The 23846-nt window shown below is 43.8% G+C and carries 10 protein-coding genes; 4 read left to right on the top strand and 6 right to left on the bottom strand.

The window, feature by feature from the left end:
* Positions 1 to 4: 4 nt before the first annotated feature.
* Genes RA086_RS01480 through RA086_RS01470 form a run of 3 tightly spaced genes read right to left on the bottom strand, consistent with a single transcriptional unit; the run spans position 5 to position 4922 of the window.
* Positions 5 to 1843, bottom strand: coding sequence for an ABC transporter permease (locus tag RA086_RS01480; protein ID WP_308702159.1), 1839 nt, complete (start codon positions 1841 to 1843; stop codon positions 5 to 7).
* A gap of 15 nt (positions 1844 to 1858) precedes the next feature.
* Positions 1859 to 3844, bottom strand: a complete 1986-nt coding sequence (locus RA086_RS01475) for a glycosyltransferase family 2 protein (RefSeq protein WP_308702158.1) — start codon at positions 3842 to 3844, stop codon at positions 1859 to 1861.
* Entirely contained in the window at positions 3834 to 4922 is a 1089-nt protein-coding gene (locus RA086_RS01470; protein WP_308702157.1) for a glycosyltransferase, read from the bottom strand. The genes RA086_RS01475 and RA086_RS01470 overlap by 11 nt, the downstream gene beginning before the upstream one ends.
* Positions 4923 to 5297: 375 nt before the next feature.
* Between RA086_RS01470 and RA086_RS01465 the strand changes: the two genes are divergently transcribed.
* A complete protein-coding gene (locus RA086_RS01465) occupies positions 5298 to 7265 on the top strand; it encodes a leucine-rich repeat domain-containing protein (protein WP_308702156.1) in 1968 nt (655 codons plus the stop codon).
* A gap of 120 nt (positions 7266 to 7385) precedes the next feature.
* Here the strand turns inward: RA086_RS01465 and RA086_RS01460 are convergent, their stop codons facing one another.
* The gene (locus RA086_RS01460; RefSeq protein ID WP_308702155.1) at positions 7386 to 9854 is read right to left on the bottom strand and encodes a DEAD/DEAH box helicase family protein; all 2469 of its coding nucleotides are present in this window, start codon (positions 9852 to 9854) and stop codon (positions 7386 to 7388) included.
* A 1439-nt stretch (positions 9855 to 11293) separates the two neighbouring features.
* On the opposite strand from RA086_RS01460, the gene RA086_RS01455 reads away from it, so the two are divergent.
* From RA086_RS01455 to RA086_RS01445, 3 genes are all read left to right on the top strand, one after another.
* A complete protein-coding gene (locus RA086_RS01455) occupies positions 11294 to 11491 on the top strand; it encodes a hypothetical protein (RefSeq protein ID WP_308702154.1) in 198 nt (65 codons plus the stop codon).
* 16 nt (positions 11492 to 11507) lie between these two features.
* Complete coding sequence (locus RA086_RS01450; RefSeq protein WP_308702153.1) at positions 11508 to 12410, top strand: SPFH domain-containing protein; 903 nt, start codon at positions 11508 to 11510, stop codon at positions 12408 to 12410.
* 192 nt (positions 12411 to 12602) lie between these two features.
* On the top strand, positions 12603 to 13925 hold the full coding sequence (locus RA086_RS01445) for an MFS transporter (protein WP_308702152.1): 1323 nt from the start codon (positions 12603 to 12605) through the stop codon (positions 13923 to 13925).
* Between the two features lie 50 nt (positions 13926 to 13975).
* Here the strand turns inward: RA086_RS01445 and RA086_RS01440 are convergent, their stop codons facing one another.
* Both RA086_RS01440 and RA086_RS01435 read right to left on the bottom strand, forming a co-directional pair.
* Positions 13976 to 15541 carry a glycosyltransferase gene (locus RA086_RS01440; RefSeq protein WP_308702151.1) on the bottom strand — a complete coding sequence of 522 codons (1566 nt, stop codon included), beginning with the start codon at positions 15539 to 15541 and terminating at the stop codon, positions 13976 to 13978.
* Positions 15542 to 15826: 285 nt separating this feature from the next.
* Complete coding sequence (locus tag RA086_RS01435) at positions 15827 to 23548, bottom strand: Ig-like domain-containing protein (RefSeq protein ID WP_308702150.1); 7722 nt, start codon at positions 23546 to 23548, stop codon at positions 15827 to 15829.
* Positions 23549 to 23846 lie beyond the last annotated feature (298 nt).

The raw sequence follows: 23846 nt of genomic DNA, 5'->3' as shown, positions 1-23846 counted from the left end.
TATATTAATGCATCCGAATTAACTTATTTTTCGTCACTTTAAAAAGCCCGGTCACCACGTGTTGATGAAACGTTTTTTTAGTCAGAACTGTAAATGTTCGGTGCGTTTCAGGAATCGCCACATACTGATAGTTCTCAATGGTTTGTTTGAACACTTTTGGCGTCATCATGAAATTTTCCTGACCAACTGCCTTATCCGTAAAGTACCAGTAGCGGCCAACATAACCCGCGTAGTAGTCATTAACGTCCACTACTTTGGGATCAACAATCAGAACTTTGCGGTGATTTAAGTGATGCCACTGTTTAGAAACTCTAGTCATCTGCAAAGGCAACGTGTTGTGATTCATTTTATTAGTAAATTTAGTCCCGGTAATTTCCGAATACATCATGGTAATCGCAAAGAAACCAGTAACCAATGTCGCCATTTGGTAAATATTTTTAGTCGTGGCACTCTTAAACGCCTGAGTATTGCGTTTTTGAAAATTTTGCTCAAATTGTTGACGGTCCAGAACTCGGACTAACGCAATGGCGCCAATAAATAAGTTTAAAATAACAATACTAGCCATATAGCGCTCAAAACCATCAAGTAAAATGGCCTCAGCATAGGGCATTGATAGAATGTACATTCCAAACAAACTGCCATAATATGCGATAAAAATAACATCTAAAAGTACCGCCATCCCCAGTAAATCGTTACGTTGATGTTGCCGAAATCGAATAAACAACCAGGTCAAGATCAGCGTGACATTAATGAGCAAGATACCTTTAGTTGAAAGCGAATTTAAGCTTAAAATCTGCGTTAAAAATTTATGACCAATTTTAATAAGCGCCTGATGACTCTCCCCATTCAATTGCTTAGCATACGCTTGAGTGCTGATTTGGTGTTTGGAAACCGTAAAAGTGTGTTTTACATGCCATTCCCACCAAGCAAAAGGCAACGCCCCCACTCCTAACGTCATGAGAAACTGAATCGGAACTGTTAGTAACCGACGCCAACGCCAGTGATGGTTTGTGATTAGTATGTACAAGAAATACACCCCAATCATGACGACAAAAAAAGTTGCTGAATTTTTCACAAGTAACAACGTGCCACAGAATAATGCCACGTGAGCACACAATAGCAACGGTCGTTTACGATAAACAAAGATTCCCACGAGCGCTGCAATCGTGATAATTGGCAAAACATAGTCAACAAGCAAGTTATTGAGTCGAATGGCAACATTGAAAACAAATGAAATAGCTAAAGTAAAACATAAAGCAAAACTAGTTAATGCCCGTGAACGATCACGTAACCCCGCAAAAATCGCATAAGCCGAACCCCAGATCAAAATAAACTGTGCGACTAACATGGCGCCATCACTAAAGCCAACCCAGTGCACAAACTGGGTTATAAAAAGTGCTGTTGCTGGTGGATATGACGTAAATGAGATGAGCTGGTCTTTGGCACCAGGCAAGCGGCCGGTAAAGACCATAAACTTGACCATTACCGCCCAATGAGAAAAATTATCGTAATGGACCAAAGGACTTTGCCATAACGCATGACCAGTCACAATACCTAGACCAACCATCCAAAAGTCGAATAAATGAATCCCTTCAAACTTTAATTGTGCTTTCCGAAAGAAACTTAATCCCACCCACAAAATGGCTAAACCAATTCCAAGCACGGTGACTAATTGAATTCCTAAATTTAACCAGCCCGTCATTGCAAAACCATATAGCATTAAAATTTGGACCAGCATGGCAGTGATCCAAGCTAAATAAGGACTAACACCGAGACGTCGGAGCGTACCGTTATACCCCAATAACCCAATTGCGTATAAAATAAACCCAATCCAAGCTGACATGTTAATTGTTCCTTTCTAAAAGCGGTTGAACCGTCGACTGAATTTACGTTCATAGGTGCGCGCCCGAACAACGAGATTCATGTATAACTCGTCAAAAGGCGTGACCCAAGTATCTTGAACACTAGGTAGCGTTTTGTTAGCCCCATCGTAAATCAATTGTAAATAGTGATCTCGATTTTTATCAGGGGCAACCGTAACTTGAACACTATAGATTGCCGTGTCATCACGATGGCTAATACGGGCTACCTTCCCACTAAGCTGAACATCAAAATCTTGATGCTTGACGGTCAACTTAATGCTATCACCCTCAGCAATGTCTTCAACAGCACCATCTGTAATCTTAAACGCAATGCCACCTTCAGAAACATCTTCAGTCAATAATTGATGCCACTTGCCGTCACTTGTTTGTACCGTTCCGGGAACCTGTCGAATAAAACGTTCATTTTTACGATAGACCGGACGACCAAGTGAGATAAATAGGCACATGCTTAAATTAACAAAGTGCATCAATAGCCAAAACGTAATAACACTCCCAACTAAAATTTCTGAACCATATTTGCCATAATTAAACTTAATAATGGCAAGGAGTGTAATCGTCCATAGAATTAAGTAAGGCAAGATATGAAGCTTATCTTTGAGTGAGTAGCTCACATTCTTTTCAGTTACTTTGAATTTTTTAGCTTTAATACCCAGACTTTCAAGAATGACCGGAATAAATAAATACGGCGCAAAAAAGGTTTCTTGGACTTCACCCCAACGTTCATTACGAATTTTGGCAGTGTCTCCCATCCCAGAAGTGTCCCCCATAACATAATGTAATAGGAAGTAACCGGGCGCCCAGACCACCATTAAAATCCAAAAGTTAGCATTGACAACTTGAATCTTGAATAAGGCATACAAAATAGGTGCAATCATATAAATCATCCGACGAAAAAAAGCCCACCAATAAAAGTAAGTGTTGAGCAAAATAACACGGTTAATGAATGACAAGTGTGGGTTGGTAAAAATATGCAAATTACGACAGCTTTGAATAACGCCACGAGCCCAGCGCGTCCGCTGCTTGATCACGCCTTTCATGTCAATCGGAGTAATTCCACTGGACTGAGGCACCTTAGTAGCCAAGCTAATGTAACCAGCCATGTTCAGCATGGATCCCAACTCAAAGTCCTCTGTAATCGTATCCGTTGGGAACCCACCAACTTCATCCACTGCTTTTCGTAAAAAAACCGCATTTGAACCAGTAAAAAGTGCCCGTTTGTTGCCGCCATTTAAAACGTTAACATCACGTGAAAAGAAGTCCTGTTCGTTTGGAATGATTTTTTCAGAAAATAAATTAAATTGAAAAATATCCGCGTTATAGAAACTTTGCGGCGTTTGTACAAAACCAAGTGGATCTGTATGATCAGGATCATCCGCTAATTGCTGAAAGTTTTCAGTAAATAAAGGCACGGTATTGCGCAAGAAGCCAGAAAACGGAATCATATCCGTATCAAAGATAGCAAAAAGTGGTGAATGTAACTTAGCCAACGTATGGTTAATATTGCCAGACTTCGCCTGCTTATTATTTTCCATTCCAGAATAACCAACATGATAATGCTTAGCCAAGGCCATCACTTCCGGCCGATTACCATCATCCGCAACCACGATATGTACTTTAGTTTTATTAGGATAATCAATATAAGTTGCTGCATTAATCGTTTTTCTGAGTAAATCAACATCCTCGTTATGCGTCACAATAATCAGATCGACATCGGGCAGTCCCTCGGTGGCACTAAACGCTGGGATCGTCAAACGCCATTTTTTCTTGGTTGAAAGCATCCGAAAGAAAATTAGGATGAAGCCTGTAAGGTTCGACAAAATCTCACTGAGGACAAGTAAAAGTGCAAAAATAAGTGTAAAAATCGACGACCGCCACGGAATCGTAAAGAAGACTCGCCATATGAGATAAATAACCGACAGCGCAATGGCCAGAAAATAAAGAAACCGCCGCTTATTGGACATGTTGTGGCCTCTCTTTGAAAATAAAATCCCGTTGAATCTGATAACTAATAATGAATAAGATAAAATCAACCATCATTTTGGCAATAGTCGGCATGAGTTGTCCAGTCGTTGCTGGCAAGATTTTGGTCACAACATCCGTAAAAAGTCCCGAGGCAAACATCTGCATGACAAATAAACACCCATATTTTAAGAGTGTTTGATGGCCTGCTCGGTTGAAAACGACACGATGATTAATCCCATAATTAACCACCGAAGACAGCACTCGTGAAACCACGGTGGCAACTAGAATGCTGTCTAAAATGTGGTTACCAAGTAAGAACAGGACAATATAAAACAAACTAATATCGACAGCAAACGAAATGAGGCCACTCGCCGCAAACTTAAAGAAACGCGCATAGATAGCAATTGAATCCCGGATAACCCGAAAATGGGAAGACGCATTACCATCGAGATAAATTGTAGGAATCGGTTGTTCCACGATTTGCACATGAAATTTTTTAGCTTGTAGAAGCATATCGAACTCAAATTCAAAACGGTCACCAGGAAAGTTGACCAGTTCTGTGAGGTACGCCATTGGAATAACGCGCAGCCCCGTTTGCGTATCTGAAATACTTTGATGCGTTAAAATCCGGACTAACCCACTAGTTAAAAGATTGCCAAACTGACTCCGAAATGGGATAGCAGTCGTAAATTGACGGACACCAATGACAAGCTGCTGTGAGTTTCGACCGAATTTATCCAAGCAACTATTAAGCGCCGTAACCGTATGTTGCCCATCAGAATCCATTGTTGCCACGCCAGTTAACGATGGAAAGTGTGCTTGGACGTAACGAAAACCCGTTTTTAAAGCAGCCCCTTTGCCAAGATTAGTTGCGTGGTGGATCACCGTCAGATTAGTTAATGGTAAAGTTTGCAATTGATCAAAAATGGGTTGGTGGTCCTGATCGCTGCCATCATCAATGATGATAAAATTTTTAATTTTTTGCATCAGAGCAGGCGCATTAATAAAATTCCGAATTAATGTAATGAGTTGGTTGTCTGGATTGAGCGCCGGAATGATAATCCCGATTTGTAACATAATTTCCCCCGTTGGTTAAAAGCTTGAACTATAGGTCCATATGTATCAACTTATCACATTATCAATCAAAAGTATATGCTGGTCAACGTTGGCATAGCCTTGCGACAACAGGCGTCGTCTTAGTATCACGACAGACCAATAGCAGATTATTTCGATTATCATTTAACTTAACACTAACGTCGACATATTTCGTTGAATCATTCAGTTGCATACAGGTGATTGTATGATCAATTAAAACCAGTTGACTCAATTGGCTATACCAATAGCTTATGTATCTCATCCCTGACTAAAAATATAACCAGCATCACTAGACATCTGAATATTAATATATTAATATTTCTTATGCTACTATGATATTCTTTGGAGGAGACTATATTGAAAAAAATTATTCGAGCAATCGGAATGATACTAGCTTTGGTGACAATAACTGGCATGGGAACGCTTTGTCTACCAACTCAGACGGTATCGGCCGCTGCAACCAGCGATTCAAGCATTGATACTTGGATGCCAGACAAGAATTTACAGAAGGTCATTTATTCTGGATTACATGATTTAAGCCAATCAGCTAATACAGCTGGCGGCTACAATACCACCAGTGTGAATCAAATTACCCCTGCGATGTTAGCAGATTTACGTTACTTACATGTTGATACTACTGACATTACCGACCTAGATGGTTTGCAATACGCAACCGGACTCGTCCAAGCCGATTTTAGTAATAATTCGATTAGTAAATTACCAAGTGTGATGCCCGGTGGTGACAATCTATATTCATTAAATATCGGAAACTACGCCTTGGTGGCAAATAGTCCAACTTGGGTACTCTCATCAAAAGTTAGTTTCAAAAATTCAACAACGACCTATACCGATTTAAACTATGGCTTTGCTGGGCAGACCGTTAGTGGCACTTATTTGCCATCCGAGGACGTGATTAACTATAGTACCGACAAGAAAAGTGCGACTATTTCGTTTAGTAAACTATTTAAAGGCTTTAAGCAGTCCGACGGGTCCTATAAAGATGTGACACCTTCTATCAGTATTAAATATTCCAGTAACGATCATCTAGCACCTGTAGTAAATACCGATAAGAAACAACTTGAATTGGATTTAAGCCAGGTTTCTGCTGCGACCACGGTTCAGATTCAGTTTGCCGTGAGCGCATCGGACACAAACGCTTCTTATTCGACCTGGGATACGCTTAATTTCAAGGTCCCAGAAACAGATGCAACAGTTACTGATCCGGTATCGCCAAGTGAGCCGACTCAATTGACTGATATTAAGCCATTAAGTCAGGACAACACTAATGTTATCGCTAGTAAGGTCACTGCCTTAGACCATTTTATGGTTAATACGATGATGACTGACTCTGGTATCTATTCTGGTTATATGACTGAAGCCCAAAAGGCTAGTGTGGATACAGATAATGACATGTTTAGTCAAATTACGGAATCTGCTGGACTTTATCTTGAAACTTTGGCAATGCGTGGTGATGCAACTGCTTTTGATAATTACTATACACAGGTCAAGAAGACCTTCTCTAATGGTGATGGCGCCTTCTATTGGATGTATAACACGCGAACCAAAGACTATAAACAAGGTAACGCCTCGTTAGACGACCTTCGTATTATGCGCGCCTTGACAATGATGCAAGCAAAATCACCATCGGCCGCTCGTGCCTCTGAAATTAAGGACCTAGTTACTGGTTTTAAGAAGTATTCATTATTAAACGGAAAAATGATCGATGGCACTGATTTTGCGGATGGCACCAAAGAACCAGCCATTCGTCTTGACTACTTAGACATGCAAGAATTGAAATATGTGTATGGTGAAGGTGGTTGGAGTCAAAAAGATTACGATGATCAGCTAAAAGTATTAGAAAATGCCTACTTAGGCGATAGCTTTCCTTGGTACCAAACTTATTACTATTACGGTGACATGAACGGTTATAAAGCCGGAGAGTACTCTACATTACCTGAAGCAAAAGGAGAAGTTAACTCGATTGATAGTCTGCTCGTTATTTTGCATTTAGCCCAAATCGGTAAAGCACAACCAGCAAGTATCAGTTGGATTAAAGCTCATGTCCACAATCGAACCCTGTATAATAATTATTATACCGATGGCACGCCAGTCGAAAAAAATTCGGCAGCATCATCATATGCTATTGCAGCCATGATTGCCTCAACAGTTGGTGATAAGACAATGTATAACGATTGTGTTCAAGATCTAAATGATTCACAAGTTCCTGACGGCTATGGTGACTTCTCTGGGTGTTTAGGAGATATTCCAAGTAAAAAATCTGCAACCTATAATAATTTGACCGCTTTATTAGCTTATTATTACTAAATTTGTTTTTTTGAAATAACTACAAAGCGACGACCACTAAGCCTTCGATGAGGTGCTATCATCAAAAGTTTTAGTGGTCGTCGCTTTTTTGATTATTTGCTTATTTCACTACAATTAGTCTTACACCTCTGCCTGACGGGCCGGCAATGTGAAGGCACTCATAAAATCGGTCATCGTAAGCTTTTCACTCGCCAATAATTGACTCAATTCCGCTGCCGTCCACGAACTGGGCGTCTTGACACTCAGTTGAGCGGCTAAGTCGGCCACTCGCTGACTGAGGTTAGCAACTTTCGTATCCGTTAAAACGCGTGCCTGTCGCACTAGCTCTGGCGCAAGTCGGACGGACCGTTTGGCCTGCATCAACACCAATTGCAGTTCTGGTTGTGCATAGGTCGTTTGAGTCCACGTTAGCGCCGATTGCACGCTGGCCGAATTTAGCGCTGTGTCCGTCGTCGTGACAAGTTGTAATACGATATCCGTGCCTGAGCCCCGCCAAAATCCGGTTGAACCCGGAACCATCTCTGCGACCGGACGGCTAGTATCAAATCCTATCAGTTTACCGATCCACGCAATTGCCCGTTGAAAGTCTTCCGTTTGAAAATTATTTGGCATTGCTAATGGCGTCACGCGGGCTTTAAAATAAATGGCTAAATCATTGCCGTTATCAAAATTTAAACGTTCTAAGTAACTTTTAAGCCGTTGTCCCGCCGCCAAACTGGGCCGTGATCGCGGCAAATAAGTCATCCCAGCTGGTCGGAATAAGTGCTGATTCTTTTGATAAGCATATTGCTGGGTCTTCAACGCCGTGACTGGGTCAAGCTGATACTCATAAGTTGCCAAGCGTTCCAGCGTCATGGCAGTAGGTTGCGCCAATTGTTTAAGCAAGTCGACTGCCTGCTGAAAGTTTCCAGCCATAGCCTGTTGATCCGCGCGATAAATCAGCTTGGCTTGCGTGATCGCTTTAGGTGTCAAAGTCCGCTGAACCAACTGGCGGTAATTATAGTTAATATTTTGTCGATAAATTGTTCGCCAGTTCCCATCACGCGTCAAAACCGCCTTGATCAATTGATTCAATTTAATCGTGACATCCGACGCGGTCTGACTCGTCTGTTTGATGGCTTGGCCTAACTTTTGTGAAAACTGTAGTTGTGCTTGCGTCCGCCGACTAAATAGCGCCTGAATCGCCGGCATGACCGTCAAAGCTTGTAACTGGTTGCCTAGGATAAAGATCAGCGAACTGTCGGCGCCGGAACGAACCGAGCGGCCTAACCCTTGCTCCACGATTCGAACTAAATTGTTGATCATCGACCACGCCTCTGGGTCCCGTTGCAACGCCACTTGATCTGCTAACCGGTTGGATACCGGTAAGCCATCCAAGACAAGACAATGACTTGCCGCTGCCGCCAAATCCAACTCAGTATAACCGCCGATCACGACGGCCATAATTGGCTGATTCGTAGCCAGATCCGTCATCAAGCTGGCTTGTTCTGCGGCTTGATAAATTTTTGCACCCATCTTTTTCCAAATAATAGCGGCCGCAGCTGTTGGCACCAAAATAACGAGGTTAGTCGCTAAAAAGCCATTATCAAATAAATATTTTAAATAACTTCGCATCCGCATATCATCTAATTGAATATCCAATTGTTGCGGGGTAATAATCAACTTTTCACCCACGTCACTTGGCGCATTCACGGTGATTGGATTGAGTAAGCTACTTTCATCTAAGCCTAACTGGCCGGCTAAATCCTCACTCGCGGCGAGACTCGTCATCAAGAATAATCGGTGCTGCGCTTGAGCCAAGAATGGCAATTGGGCAATCGGTAAGCAGTGCGGTTGAAAGTCAATGCCGTGCTGATCAACGTACACCTCGACATTAGCCAAATTGGTCAACCAAGCGGGTGGCTTGACTGGACCACCTAAAATTTCTGTTTGTAATCTAGCTAGCGTCCAATAAGGTACCGCCAAGGTCAACGGGACGGGCGCAGTCTGTTGTAACGCCGCCCACTGACTGGCCGGTTGCGTGTCAGCGTCTTGACTGAATTTAGTGACGAGTGACGTATACCATTCTACCTGTTGTTCACAATCAATATGCCAAGTTAACGCTGTTTGTAGTTCTTGCAGACAAGTTAACGCATCATCTAGGACCAGCATTGACAAGTGGGTCAACTGGCTGGCTGGTAACTCGGCGGTTGGGGGCACTAGGTCAGCGACTGCCGCCACGATCAGCGCATTGGCTGGCTGTTCTGCCGTCCGCATTGTCGCCACCGTTAGGCCGTAATGCTGCGCTAACTTGGTCACATAATCCGCTTGAACTTGGTCCGCACATAAATAGAGACCAGGACCCTCGTGTTCATTTAGTTGCGATTGTAACGCCAACAAACCGACTAACGTTTTACCAGCACCGGCATTCATCACACTGACTAGATCGTGTTCTTGTCGGCGTTGATACCATTGACGTAGACTAGCTTGCTGACCACTTCTTAAATAGTCATATCCGGCATCATGGGTCAACTCATCAAAGCATTCCCACGGCCGGGTCGTTTTTACTAATTGGGTTGGGGCGAGTCGGACAGTTTCTAAAAAATCCATTTGAATCACGTTCCCTTCAATCCAACTCCTCTAATGGGAAACTGGTTTCAACTGACATTTTGTCAAAAAAGATTTAAATTAGGCTTTATTTATAACTAAGATGTCATATAATAAACTTATACAAAAAACGAGATCAGCAAGTCTCTATCCAAGAGTTGCCACCTCGTTTCTTTTAGTGCCATGCAATTGCTGGACACTGCGTAACTTATGTGAAAAAGATTGATATTGCTAATCGCGATGTGATTTTAGCGCTTGATCTAGTTAAGTTAACATGCCACTAAAAGCCAGTAAAACCGTACCTTCGTCTGATAAATCGGTCGTAGCGGTCGGTTCGACATCGTTCGAAAATGACGATTCATTTGGTTAATCATCTGATCAGAATCAACACGCCCAGTGTAAGAATCAGATGTCGCCAATAAAGCCATTTTTGAATGATGTTTTTTTGCGTCCGCCTGCCGATTCGCCCCATCAGATCTACAATCAGTGGTTATAACTTTGTTGATCAAGCGTTGACTCACATCACATTGGTTGGATCCAACGCCCTGCTCATTACCACCCCCTTTCACAATCGTCCGCAAAAGCTTAGATTGTGAATTGTGCTGATAACCAGGTTTGTACTATAATCTACTCGGCCCAAAATGGCGCTGCGTATCCCCGCCAGAACTTAAAGCGTTCTGTTTTGATTAATATTGAAGTCCTCTTTCATCTAACCTATCGACCCTCAAAGCAATCCTACTTGATCACGTGCTTGCCCAAATAATCACAAGGTCTGACACGTCTCAGGCCAGAACTATTTGGATCACGTTTACCTATGTGCCCACATTGTAGAATTCATGCTACTAGGTTGTTGAAAATGGCCATTTTCATTGGTGATCATACCTAACCCCACGTTCCCCTTGATAGATGCTAGGATTAAGTGCAACCAGAATTACCTATCTACAAGTCATATTTTAACGAAAATATAAAAAATGTAAATAGCTTAAACGTTGAGGTTTAACGCTTTAAACGGTTATTCCAAATACCAATATAAGATACAGTAATACCAAGTGACAATTAATTTATTGTATGAACAATTAATTGTAAATCACTTTATCGTCTATGGCTAGTTAGTGCATGTTTACTTTTCCTATACCAGTTCACGCGCAATCCAGACAATTGGTTAATCCTCAAAAGGTTACAGTGGTTAATTATCATACGCCAAATTATTTTTTCACGTCACCCAAAACTTTATCATGCGATAATCGACTTTTAAGCTTTATACTATATACTATTCACACATAGTATATTAGTTATTCGAACAAATAAATACTTATAGTTAAATTTTTGATTAAAATTTAACTTTTTTTAGTTTTGCCCAAATTGTTGGCAGCTGCGTGAGACTATCAATTCCCCCACAAACAGCTTATAATTAACCCATCACAATAAAGGTGGGCAGGGTTATGACAGAAGGTTACTTAGATCAGCGCTTAATCGGCCAACGTTTCAAACTCAAACGAGCAGACTTAACTGATGGCGTGATGTTTTATGGCATCTTCTATCATATCCATGCCGCAACGCCGCTACATGTTGGGGATTTAGTCGAAATCGTGCAAACCAATGCGCACGGCTTAACGGTGGCGGTCGTTACACCGCACTAATAGGGGGAATCGTCTTATGCTCACATTGATTATCAGTATTATTGTCGTCTTATTGCTCATTGCCATCTTGATTGCATCAATTCGGATCATCACTCAACCGAATCAAGGCATCGTGTTAACTTTCGGGAAATTTGAACGCATCATCGATTCTGGTTTCCATTTTATTAAACCATTTATTTCACACGTGATCACAGTCAACACGGCCCAAACGCCAGTCGACTTGAATCAGCAAGTCGTGATCACTAAGGATAACGCTGAGATCTCGGTAAAGATCTCGCTTAAATATCACGTGACTAATATAGAAGACTTTGTATTCAAAAACGAGGATTCTGTCCGGAGCATGATTCAAGATACGCGGGCTGCTTTACGGGGTATTATTGGGAATAAGGAATTGAACGAAGTCTTGAATGGGACGCAAGAAATCAACGCCGCGTTATTCAAGGAAATTTCCTCAGTTACTGCTGGTTATGGTCTTAACGTCGACCGGGTCAACATTGACTCCGTCAACCCTTCCTCAGACATCCAAGCTTCCATGAATAAACTGTTGCAAGCCACTCGGGAACGGGATGCGACGATTGCGACCGCTGAAGGTAAGAGTAAATCAATTACTTTGGAAAACGAAGCCAATAACCGGGCGTTACTTGCCACCAACAAGGCTCAAAACGAAGCTTTAGTGAACAGTGCGACGGCTAAAGCCACCGCGGTTCAAACTGAAGCGGACGCGGATGCTTATCGGACACGCATTCTTAACGAAGCTTTGAGTCAGTCCTCTGAAAACTACTTCATCTTCCAGAACACTGAAGCTGTCAAGGCACTGGCTGATGGTAGTGCCAACACCGTTGTCTTGCCTAACCAAACTTTAGACAGTTTAGGCTTGATTCCAGCACTAACGAAAGTCAGTAAATTAACCAAAAACTAATCACCGACACTCAACTAAATCATTAGTTGAGTGTTTTTAGTCTGGAAACGACCGGTTAAAAGTTACACTAGTCTTAAAGGACACTGCACTTAGGCCATATTAACCTTGACCAACAACGATTTAAAATATCGTTGATAACTTAAATAGTGTACAATTAAGACTTGTAAAACTTATTATACCGGAGATGATGTCTTGAAACAACCTTGGCAAACTGCTTGGCCGGAACGAATCAGTTATGGCTTGAGTGACGCCGCGGATAACTTAGTCTTTCAAATGATGACCACGTACCTACTTTTCTTCTACACCGATGTCTACGGCCTTTCAGCGAGTGCGGCGGCGATTCTCTTCGTCGTGGCCCGTTTGGCAGATGTGGTTGAAAGTTTGCTGATCGGCATTATGATTGATCATACTCATTCACGGTATGGTAAAAGTCGCCCATTTTTCTTGTGGTACGCGCTGCCCTACGTTATTTTTGCCATGCTGACCTTTGTGACCCCTAACTTTGGCGCTACGGGTAAATTGGCTTGGGCCTACGTCACTTATCTTGGTCTCGGTTTTTTCTACACGGCCGTCAACTTACCGATCACGTCGATTCTACCGACGATGTCGAAAAATGAACACGAATTAACATTATTAGGCGTCATCCGCCAATTCTTTGGTAGCTCCGTTCAAATTATTGTGGCAGTCTTCACCTTGCCATTAGTCGCTTTCTTCGGTCATGGCAATCAACAACTGGGCTTCTTATTAACGATTATTTTATTTGGTATTATTTCACTGGCACTCATCTGGAATACGTTCTTCCAAGTTCGGGAACGCTTCAGCCAACCCGAACGCGCCCACCAGTCCCTTAGCGAAGTTTGGGGCATGCTCAAAAAGAACCAACCATGGATCGTGATTTCAGTCGTGATTCTTCTCTATTGGCTGACCACGGCCATCAAGAATCAGACGACCATTTATTACTTTAAATATCTGATTCATAATGAAAACTTAGTGCCAATTGTCAACGGTTTTACGTTTGCCGCCTTGGTTGGGGTAGTGCTTATCGTCCGCGCTTCCCGCAGAATTGGGAAAAAGCGAACGATGTTAACGGGTATTTTGGTCGCCGCCAGCGGTCAATTGATCTTGGCAAGTGGCGCCGAGTTACAAAACTTGCCATTGATTTTCGGCGGCACCCTTATTAACTCCGTTGGTAACGGCTTGATTATTGGGCTCGTTTCCATCATGATCGCCGACACTATTCGTTTTGGGATGAGTATGGGGATCCAAGCGGAAGGCATTTTAGCTTCCACCGATGACTTCGGAGTTAACGTTGGCCTTGGCCTCGGTGGGCTCGTGACAGCTGGTTTGTTCCACTTATCCGGTTATACCGCTAACCACGCTCAGAACGTGGCGACCCAGCACATGATTACGTTAAACTATGCCTGGCTTCCTTTAGCCTTGTACGTGGTTATGTTTGTGATCCTGCTGTTCTACAACGAAACACGACTATTGGCTGCCATTAACGATCAAAAATAACTTAAAGGCGCGTTCAGATCTCAATAACGAGACCTAAACGCGCCTTTACTTTAGTCTAAATCCAATGCTGGATCAGTTTCAATTATCTTAGTTTGCCACAATTGCCAAATCTTGGCTTCCGAGAAATCAGCCGCACGTTCGTAAGCCCCGGTACTGAGCCGTTGCAGCTTAGCCGGATCACTCATGACATCGATGACATGTTGCGCCATCGCCGCTTCATCACCATAAGGCACGATATAACCATTTTGATCATTATTAATAATGTAAGTTGGACCGTAATACGTATCATACGAAATTGCCGGCACACCATACGAATTAGCTTCTAATAGGGCTAAGACAAACGATTCAAATCGACTGGTCAGTAACATTAATTGAGCTTGCTCATACACAGCCGCAATATTGTAGGTATAGCCTTTAAACTGCACACAATCTTGCAAATTAAGTTCTTGAACCAGTTGATGCAGCTGGCGTTCCTCTTGATTGCCATCCGACCCATCGCCATAGCCATAAATATCTAGTGTCAACCAGTTTAACTGATCATGCGCTGTTTTAAAGGCCCGAATAGTTGCGCTTAAATTCTTCTCAAAGAAGAGCCGCGCCACGACCACGATTTTGCCACGTTCCCGGAAATCAGGCGTGATTGGCCGTCGTGGCGCTGCCAAACGTTCATCACTGACCATCCCCACTGGAATGTTGGTAATTGGCACTTGTGTTCGCAAACGTTGTCGCATGTCATCCGCTTGTTGTGGCGTCGCATTGACCACCATCGCCAAGCGACTCAGCTGATCGGTGTTACGCAATGATGGGTACACTAATTCCGAGTTAAATGGCTCCCGATATGGACTGAAATGAATACTATGCACCCATTCAATTTTTCGTGCCGGTGTCTGCATCATCGTCATTGGTAGATTAACCACCATCGTGCGGTCAGAAATAAACGTTGAATGACCCCCGTCACGGGCATTTAGATCATCGTAAAATTTAGCCATCAAGTGATTCTGATTCATATAAGAATAGCTCGCACCATCGGCTGTGATTAAACGATGATTGGTCGCAAACACGCGATCACCACGTTTACGATACGTGATTTCCAGATAAGGTCGGCCGGACAATGTCACAAACTGTTCTAAGGCTAAATAGCCCAGACTAATGTCATCTTGCGTTGCAAAAAATTTAGAATAGGCTCTAAAACCACGCTCGTCATAGACATCCGTGCGAATCTTCTGAGCATCCCCATCAAAATAATCGATGGTACTAATTGGCGATTGGGCATCTTTAAAGTAATGGACTTCAGCCACTTCTCGTTTACCATCCCAGAACCGCGCACTACCAGGATTAGTTTCAATCCGATAACTTTGCCGCGCGATTGGCAAGTCTGACAGCTTTAACTGCGGTCCTTTAAACTGTTCCGTGCCTGCATAAAAATCATATAAATTAACAAAATTCTTTTCTTCCAGCTGCCAAAAACGATTACAACTACGCGTCACCGCGGAATATTGTGTCGTCACAATCTTGGCAGGAACGTTGAAGCGATTAAATAACTTAATACGCTTAAATTCCGCGTGCTCCAGTCCTGAAGCTAATTGTCCAATGTTACTATCCAAAAAATAATACATTTGCACTCTTCCCCACTAAACAGTTTATTTTTCCAAAAAGAAGGTGCCATTCATCCCCCGAATGACGCTTTCTTCAAATCAGATTGTTCAAGTTAAAGTACGCTGATGTTAATTATGTGCGTCATGTAATAGTTTTACAAAGAAACTAACTTATTAGTGACACACCTAAACGGCCCTCCAACTAAAAGTGATGAATTGTTTCCAAAAAAAGGAGCAATTCATCACTGAATTACTCCTTTCCTAAATCAATTTATTTCAAGTTAAAGTGAACGTTTCACTAAAACCTTAAATCATGTCTTCGCGACGACGCCGAGCACCTAACAAACCAACTAAACCAAGCATGATCGTGCCTGCAACTGCTAATGATCCTTCAACAGAATCGTTAGTTTGTGGCAATGAACCATTGTTTGAAGTAGCTTGCTTGCTACTGTCCTTAGCCAACTTAGCGAGATTTGAACCATTGTTCAACGTATCGCCAGCGGTCGTACCAGTACCAGTCGTTGAACCAGTTCCGTTGCCAGCGTTAGTGCCAGTACCAGTTGTGGTCCCAGTCCCATTGCCAGTTGTTGAACCGTTACCAGTCGTCGAGCCGTTACCAGTTGTTGAACCAGTTCCGTTACCGTTACCAGTGGTTGAGCCATTACCGTTAGTGGTGCCATTACCGTTGCCAGTATCGCTACCATTACCAGTGTTTGAACCATTACCATTGGTCGTATCGCCAGAACCAGTTGTCTTATCCACTTCAGGAACCGTGATGGCAACTGGGTTACTTGCAATACCTTCGTCAGTCGAAGTAACGTAAAGCTTGTCACCAGGCGTTAAACCAGACTTAGGAACCGTAATTGTGAACTTACCATCAGAACCAATAGTAGCTTCACCAAGCTTATTACCGTTGCTATCCGTAATGGTAATCGTTGCGCCTGGCTTGCCAGTCCCGGTGATTGTAATCCCTTTGTCATTGTTCGTGACATTGAGACTACCTGGTTCTTCACTAGGTACCTTGATCGTGATTGGGTTACTGTCAGTTCCGTCAGTCGTTTGAACGATTGTGACTGATTGACCAGGCTTGATTGAGCCCTTAGGAATCGTAATAGTAAACGTGCCATCTTTGCCAACAGTGCCTTCTGCAACTTTATTACCGTTACTATCCGTAACTGTAATCGTTGCACCAGGTGTTCCTTCACCAGTAACTGTGATGTTACCATCTTTGTTGTTAACAACCGTCTTAGTTGGTTGCTTAGCTGGCACCTTAATGCCAATTGCATTGCTCAAACCACCATTTGTGGCTTGGACAATTGCTAAGACCGTCCCAGGCTTGCTGTTATCCAATGGTACTTGGATATCAAAGTTACCGTCAGCGCCAACTTTACCAGAAGCTAATGAATCACCATCAGCAGTAAAGACGTAGATTGTTGAACCTGGTGTCCCTTTACCAGTAACATGTGCGTAACCATTATCATCAACAGTCACTACCATGCTCGTTGGTTGGTCAGCAGGAATGGTGATGTTAATCGCATCACTTGTCTTACCGTCTTTTTGTTGAACAACTGTAATCTTATCACCAGAAGTTACTGCACTACCTGGGATAGTCAACGTGAAGGTTCCGTCAGTTCCAATAGTGGTCGTAGCAATTGACTTGCCATTCGCATCACGGGCTGTAACGGTAGCACCAGCTTCACCTTTACCAGCAATAACAACCGAACCATCAGCTTGTTTCTTAACAGTGACGTTCGTTGGTTGTTTCATCGTGCTGCCTTGGTTATCGCCAGAGCCAGAGTTATCACCAGAACCCGAATTGTTGCCAGAACCAGAGTTGTCGCCTGATCCTGAGTTATTACCTGAACCAGAGTTGTCACCGGAGCCGGAATTGTTACCAGAACCGGAGTTGTTACCGGAACCTGAGTTGTCACCGGAACCTGAATTATTCCCTGAACCGGAGTTATCGCCTGATCCTGAGTTGTTACCAGAACCAGAGTTATCGCCTGATCCTGAATTGTTGCCAGAACCTGAGTTATCGCCTGATCCTGAGTTATTCCCTGAACCTGAGTTGTCACCGGAGCCGGAATTGTTGCCTGATCCTGAGTTGTCGCCTGATCCTGAGTTGTTTCCTGAACCAGAGTTGTCACCAGAGCCGGAATTATTCCCTGAACCGGAGTTGTCGCCTGATCCTGAATTGTTGCCAGAACCTGAGTTATCGCCTGATCCTGAGTTATTCCCTGAACCAGAGTTGTCACCGGAGCCGGAATTGTTGCCTGAACCGGAGTTGTCACCAGAGCCGGAATTATTCCCTGAACCGGAGTTGTCGCCTGATCCGGAGTTGTCACCGGAACCTGAGTTATTCCCTGAACCGGAGTTATCGCCTGATCCTGAGTTGTTACCAGAACCAGAGTTGTCGCCTGATCCTGAGTTATTACCGGAACCGGAATTGTCACCGGAGCCAGAATTGTTACCGGAACCAGAGTTGTCGCCTGATCCTGAGTTATTACCTGAACCAGAGTTGTCACCGGAGCCGGAATTGTTACCAGAACCGGAGTTATCGCCTGATCCTGAGTTATTGCCAGAACCGGAGTTATCACCTGATCCTGAGTTGTTACCAGAACCGGAGTTGTCGCCGGAGCCGGAATTGTTACCTGAACCGGAGTTGTCGCCGGAGCCGGAATTGTTACCAGAACCGGAGTTGTCACCGGAGCCGGAATTGTTGCCAGAACCGGAGTTATCGCCTGATCCTGAGTTATTGCCAGAACCGGAGTTGTCACCGGAGCCGGAATTGTTGCCAGAACCGGAGTTATCGCCTGATCCTGAGTTATTGCCAGAACCGGAGTTATCACCTGATCCTGAGTTATTGCCAGAACCGGAGTTGTCGCCTGATCCTGAATTGTTGCCAGAACCAGAGTTGTCGCCTGATCCTGAGTTATTCCCTGAACCGGAGTTGTCGCCTGATCCTGAATTGTTGCCAGAACCAGAGTTGTCACCGGAGCCGGAATTGTTGCCAGAACCGGAGTTGTCGCCTGATCCTGAGTTGTTACCAGAACCGGAGTTGTCACCAGAGCCGGAATTATTCCCTGAACCGGAGTTGTCGCCTGATCCTGAATTGTTACCAGAACCGGAGTTGTCGCCTGATCCTGAATTGTTACCAGAACCGGAGTTGTCGCCTGATCCTGAATTGTTACCAGAACCGGAGCTGTCACCGGAGCCAGAATTGTTACCGGAACCAGAGTTATCGCCTGACCCTGAATTGTTGCCAGAACCTGAGTTATCGCCTGATCCTGAATTGTTGCCTGAACCAGAGTTGTCACCGGAGCCGGAATTATTACCTGAACCAGAGTTGTCGCCGGAGCCGGAGTTATTCCCTGAACCGGAATTATCGCCTGATCCTGAATTGTTGCCAGAACCAGAGTTGTCGCCGGAGCCGGAATTGTTACCTGAACCGGAGTTGTCGCCTGATCCTGAATTGTTACCAGAACCGGAGTTGTCGCCTGATCCTGAATTGTTACCAGAACCGGAGTTGTCGCCTGATCCTGAATTGTTACCAGAACCGGAGCTGTCACCGGAGCCGGAGTTATTCCCTGAACCGGAATTATCGCCTGATCCTGAATTGTTGCCAGAACCAGAGTTGTCGCCGGAGCCGGAATTGTTACCTGAACCGGAGTTGTCGCCGGAGCCGGAGTTATTCCCTGAACCAGAGTTATCGCCAGAACCGGAGTTATCACCGGAGCCAGAGTTATTACCGGAACCAGAATTGTCGCCTGATCCTGAATTGTTGCCTGAACCAGAGTTGTCGCCGGAGCCGGAATTGTTACCAGAACCGGAGTTGTCACCGGAGCCGGAGTTATTCCCTGAACCAGAGTTATCGCCAGAACCGGAGTTATCACCGGAGCCAGAGTTATTACCGGAACCAGAATTGTCGCCTGATCCTGAATTGTTGCCTGAACCAGAGTTGTCGCCGGAGCCGGAATTGTTACCAGAACCGGAGTTGTCACCGGAGCCGGAATTGTTGCCAGAACCGGAGTTGTCGCCGGAACCAGAGTTATCGCCAGAAGTAGCGGCATCAGCTGGGGTCATCACGGTAATTGAATCACCAGTACTGCTGTCTTTAGAAGGCGTTAGCTTCAACGTTGCCTTTGCACCAACAGAACCTGGAACAGTGATTGAGTAGTTACCATCAGTCCCAACAGTACCAGTACCAACTGTGGCACCACTAGCGTTAGTTACTGTGACAGTTGCGCCCGCAGTCCCTTGACCAGTAACGGTATAACCATCTTTTGAATTACCTTTAACGATTGCATTCGTTGAGAGTTCAACCCCACCAATGTTTTCAAAGGCAGTATTGATATCCAATTCAGAGGCAGTCTGAGGGGCACGGCCATCATTATAGCCATCACCATCAGTATCAATCATTAATGGATTGGTCCCACGAGTCTTTTCTTCGCCATCGGTTAACCCATCACCATCAGTATCTGCTTTAAGTGGATTAGTGTGATCAGTAACTTCTTGACCATCACTAACGCCATCTTCATCAGTATCTGCTTTAAGTGGGTTCGTCCCATATTGAAGTTCTTGGAAATCATTCAAGCCATCGCCATCGGTATCAGGATTGTTAGGATCGGTTCCCATTTGTAATTCAACAGCATCTGGAATACCATCGCTATCAGTATCGACGCCTTCAGTGAACTTAGGATCGCCACCTAATGGATCGGTATCTTTACCATCAGCAATCCCATCACCGTCAGAATCGACCATCAATGGATTAGTTCCGGCCTTAATTTCAGCACCGTCGCTCAAACCATCACCATCGGTATCGGCTAGCATTGGGTTAGTGTGATATTTAGTCACTTCATCGAAGTCACTGAGTCCATCGCCATCACTATCTTGATCAGCCTTTAAAGCATTTTCGTTACCAGATAAAATATCATCTGGTTTCCCAGCCTTAGTCCCATATTGCTTTTCTTGGAGGTCGGTTAAACCGTCTTCGTCAGTATCAGCAACATGTTCGTTAGTATGATCAATATACATTTCATTAAAGTCTGAGACACCATCTTCATCAGAATCGGTGGCAATTGCGTCTGGACTCGTTGCATTCAACGGATCATCATCATTGTACTTAGTGGCGCTTAAGTTTTGTAGCACTAAACGCGCTGCAACCCCAGCGGCACTCAATTTTTGTTCCGTTGTTAATGAATCATATTGTTTTTGCAAATTAGACGTATTGACCCGTTGGTAAACGATTGACGTTTGAACAGGGGTCTTAGGACTAACACCGTACAAGGTTGGTGTTGAACTAACAACTAATTGCGCAAAGTCCCCAACACCTAAAGTTGCTAAGGTTTGGTTACCACTAGTGGTCTTTTGTGAAGAGAAGTCTGGATCAGTAAAGCTGACTGGTAAGACGACCTTTTGAACCCCACTAATTGATAAGTCCGCAACTTGACCTAAGGCTTCACCAACTGTATCGGCAATAAATTGGGTCACAGTTGTAAAGGCGCCTTGAACTTTGTTGTTTAAGGTATCAGTCAAGCCTTGTAATAAGTCACCAACTACTGGTAACTTACCAAGAGCAGTCCCACCACCATTAACACTAGTGTTTGACATTGCGATCAATGAAGCAATCATGTCATACAAGTCAACGATCCAAGTGTTAACTGCAGATTGTAAGTAGTTCGTTAATGATTCAGTTAACGTTGAATCATTCGTTACTTTGTAAGTACCGTCTGCTTGTTTAGTCACACCAGCTAATTTTGTAATGGCAATCGAGTTACCACCCAAAGCAGCTAAAGCAGCTTGGTCATCTTTAACCTTTTGAACAGAAGATTGTAGACCAGCATAGTAAGCTGATTTCTTCAAAGCTGGAATAATTGCAACAATTTGCGCAATTGTATCAGGAACTAAGGCAACTACCCCAGCAGCGCCTAAGATCCCAGTGATCCCAGCAGTAAAGATCTTGAATAAGTTTTCAATTGGGCCACCGGTGAAGGTCGTTTCAATAACGGCCGTATTACTTAATTTATCCCCGGCTTTAACCCCAGCTGAACCAAATAAGTTATTTGACATTGAAGTGGCATCAGTGATCTGGAAGGTTTCGCCAGTATCATTGTTTTTAACAATAGCCCCGGCGCGGTTGGCACTTTGAACAGTCCAAGTCCCAATCTTAACCGAGTTACTGATCCGGTTATCAAATCCAAATGTGGCACCGTTGGTCGTTGACCCTAATAACTTAACTGAAAGTCCTGGGTTTTCAATGGCCGTAATAATATCAGTGTAACGTGTTTGCAAATTGTTATCGTCTGAACTGATTGCACCTTGGTCATTCATAATGTCGACCCCAATTGAGGCGACCTTATTCGCACCAGAAACGTAAGTCTTCCCACCATAGAGAATGTCATCATCATAACTATCGTTATTATCAGTACTATTATCATTGGTTGGGTTAACGGCCGTTCCTGATTCGTCGTAAACTTTACCAGAGTTCTTCTGGTTTAAGTTAGCGGCATTGGCCTGTTTAATCATCTTAGCAACGGCATCTGTTTGCCCTAATTGAGCCGTTGCGGTGTTATCAACCGTGTAACCTGATTTACCGAAGACTTGACCTTCAAGTAAACCGGTCTTACCGATTGAACTTGTATCAGTTGTATTATTGGTTAAAGTTAATAATTGCGCAGTCGAAGTCACGCCATCTTTGGCAACAGTAATTGAGACTTGGTCGCCTGAATTAACGTTGTTCAGATTAGCGGTATAAGTACCATTGCTGGCAGTATTTGCCGAAACAATTGTCGCACCGGCAGCACTCTTAAATGTGACCCGTGAACCGGCAGTTGCTTGTCCAGTAACGGTAAAGCTCCCGTCAGCATTGTAAGTTTGCGTTGGTGTTGACGTTAAGCCAACCCCAGTACCACCATCAGAACCAGTGGTAGTTGCATCGGATGAACTCGTTAAGACAGTAGCATCTTCAACCATTGGCGTTGCCAAGATAGCTGTCCGTAATAAGCTAGCGGTTTTAGCCACTGCTAATGAAGATTGCATCTTTTGCGCCGCAGCATCTGTTAAGAAAGTTTGACCAGTGGCAACTTCGCTAGCAGTATTAGCTGTGCTCGTTGAGTTATTGGCATTTGTCGTAGTTCCGTTACTTGCCGAACTATTCTGTGCCGTCGTTGTGGCACCTGTTAAGTCATTTTGAGTTGAAACCGTGTTGGTTGCATCATTAGTCGTAGCCGGATCACTGACCGTGGTCTTTTCAGCAGCAACTTCACTAGCAGCACTCGTCGTTTTAGCAGCCGCACTCGCAGTTACGGTATTACTATGACTAGTGGCACTCGTTGCTGAAGTTGATGAACTCGTCGTGCTGGCGGCACTAGCTTTAGTGCTTTCAGCACTTGTTGCTGATTTAGCAGCGGTTGAGCTAGTTGCAGCGGCACTCGTCGTACTCGTTGCTGGAATTGATACGGTCACGCTAGCACTCATTTGACCGTTGCGGCTCGCAGTTAATTGAACCGTTTGACCGGCTTTAGCTGTAGCAGTATAAGTCCCGGTACCAGTGGCCGTTACGGTCGACTGGGTCGCACCGTTGACACTCACCGTAATGGTGGCACCAGCAGTTGCGGTTCCAGTTAAGGTCGCCGTATCGCCATTAGTGGTAACGGTTGGCTGACCAATTGTTGGTGCACTTTCAACCGTCTTAGTAGAAGTTGAGTTAGCATCAGTGCTTTGGTTCAGCGCTTGGCTGCTGGCACTTACTTGTGCACCAGCTTTTGCAGCAGTTGCGGCAGTACTCGTCGCAGCCGCTTGTGTCGAATCACCGCTGCTACTGCCAGTAACGACCGTCTCCTTGGTCGTTGTTGTGTCAGTAGTATCAGCGTTTGCGTTCAGCGTTTGACTGTTTAAAATTGGTAATGTCACAAAGAATGTTGTAATCAAGCCAGCGTATACCCACTGTCTACCTGATTTATACATCTTATATCGCTGTTTAGTATCAGTGTCGATACGTTCGAAAGAATGGATTCCCCTGATTTGCATTCTAAATAAACCCCCTTTTATGGTTACGTCAAAGCTTGAATTTTAGTATACCCCATACTATTTTCGCTAAGTCATTGGCTTCAACGCATATACTATAACTAAAATAATAGTTAAATGCAATTAATTAATTAGGTGTTATAATATAAACCAGATTAATACTTACCCTCAGTAATTGATAAACCCTTTTAAATCATTGCATTAGCGAGGACAAAATAATTTCAAAAAAATTTTTATATTTTTTTGAAATTATCAATTATTTAGCAACAGTCATTTCCTGACACCATCAGATTACTAATCA

It is taken from the genome of Lactiplantibacillus brownii (assembly GCF_031085375.1).
In the GTDB taxonomy this organism is placed as follows: domain Bacteria; phylum Bacillota; class Bacilli; order Lactobacillales; family Lactobacillaceae; genus Lactiplantibacillus; species Lactiplantibacillus brownii.
This window is presented reverse-complemented; position numbering and strand designations above follow the sequence as displayed.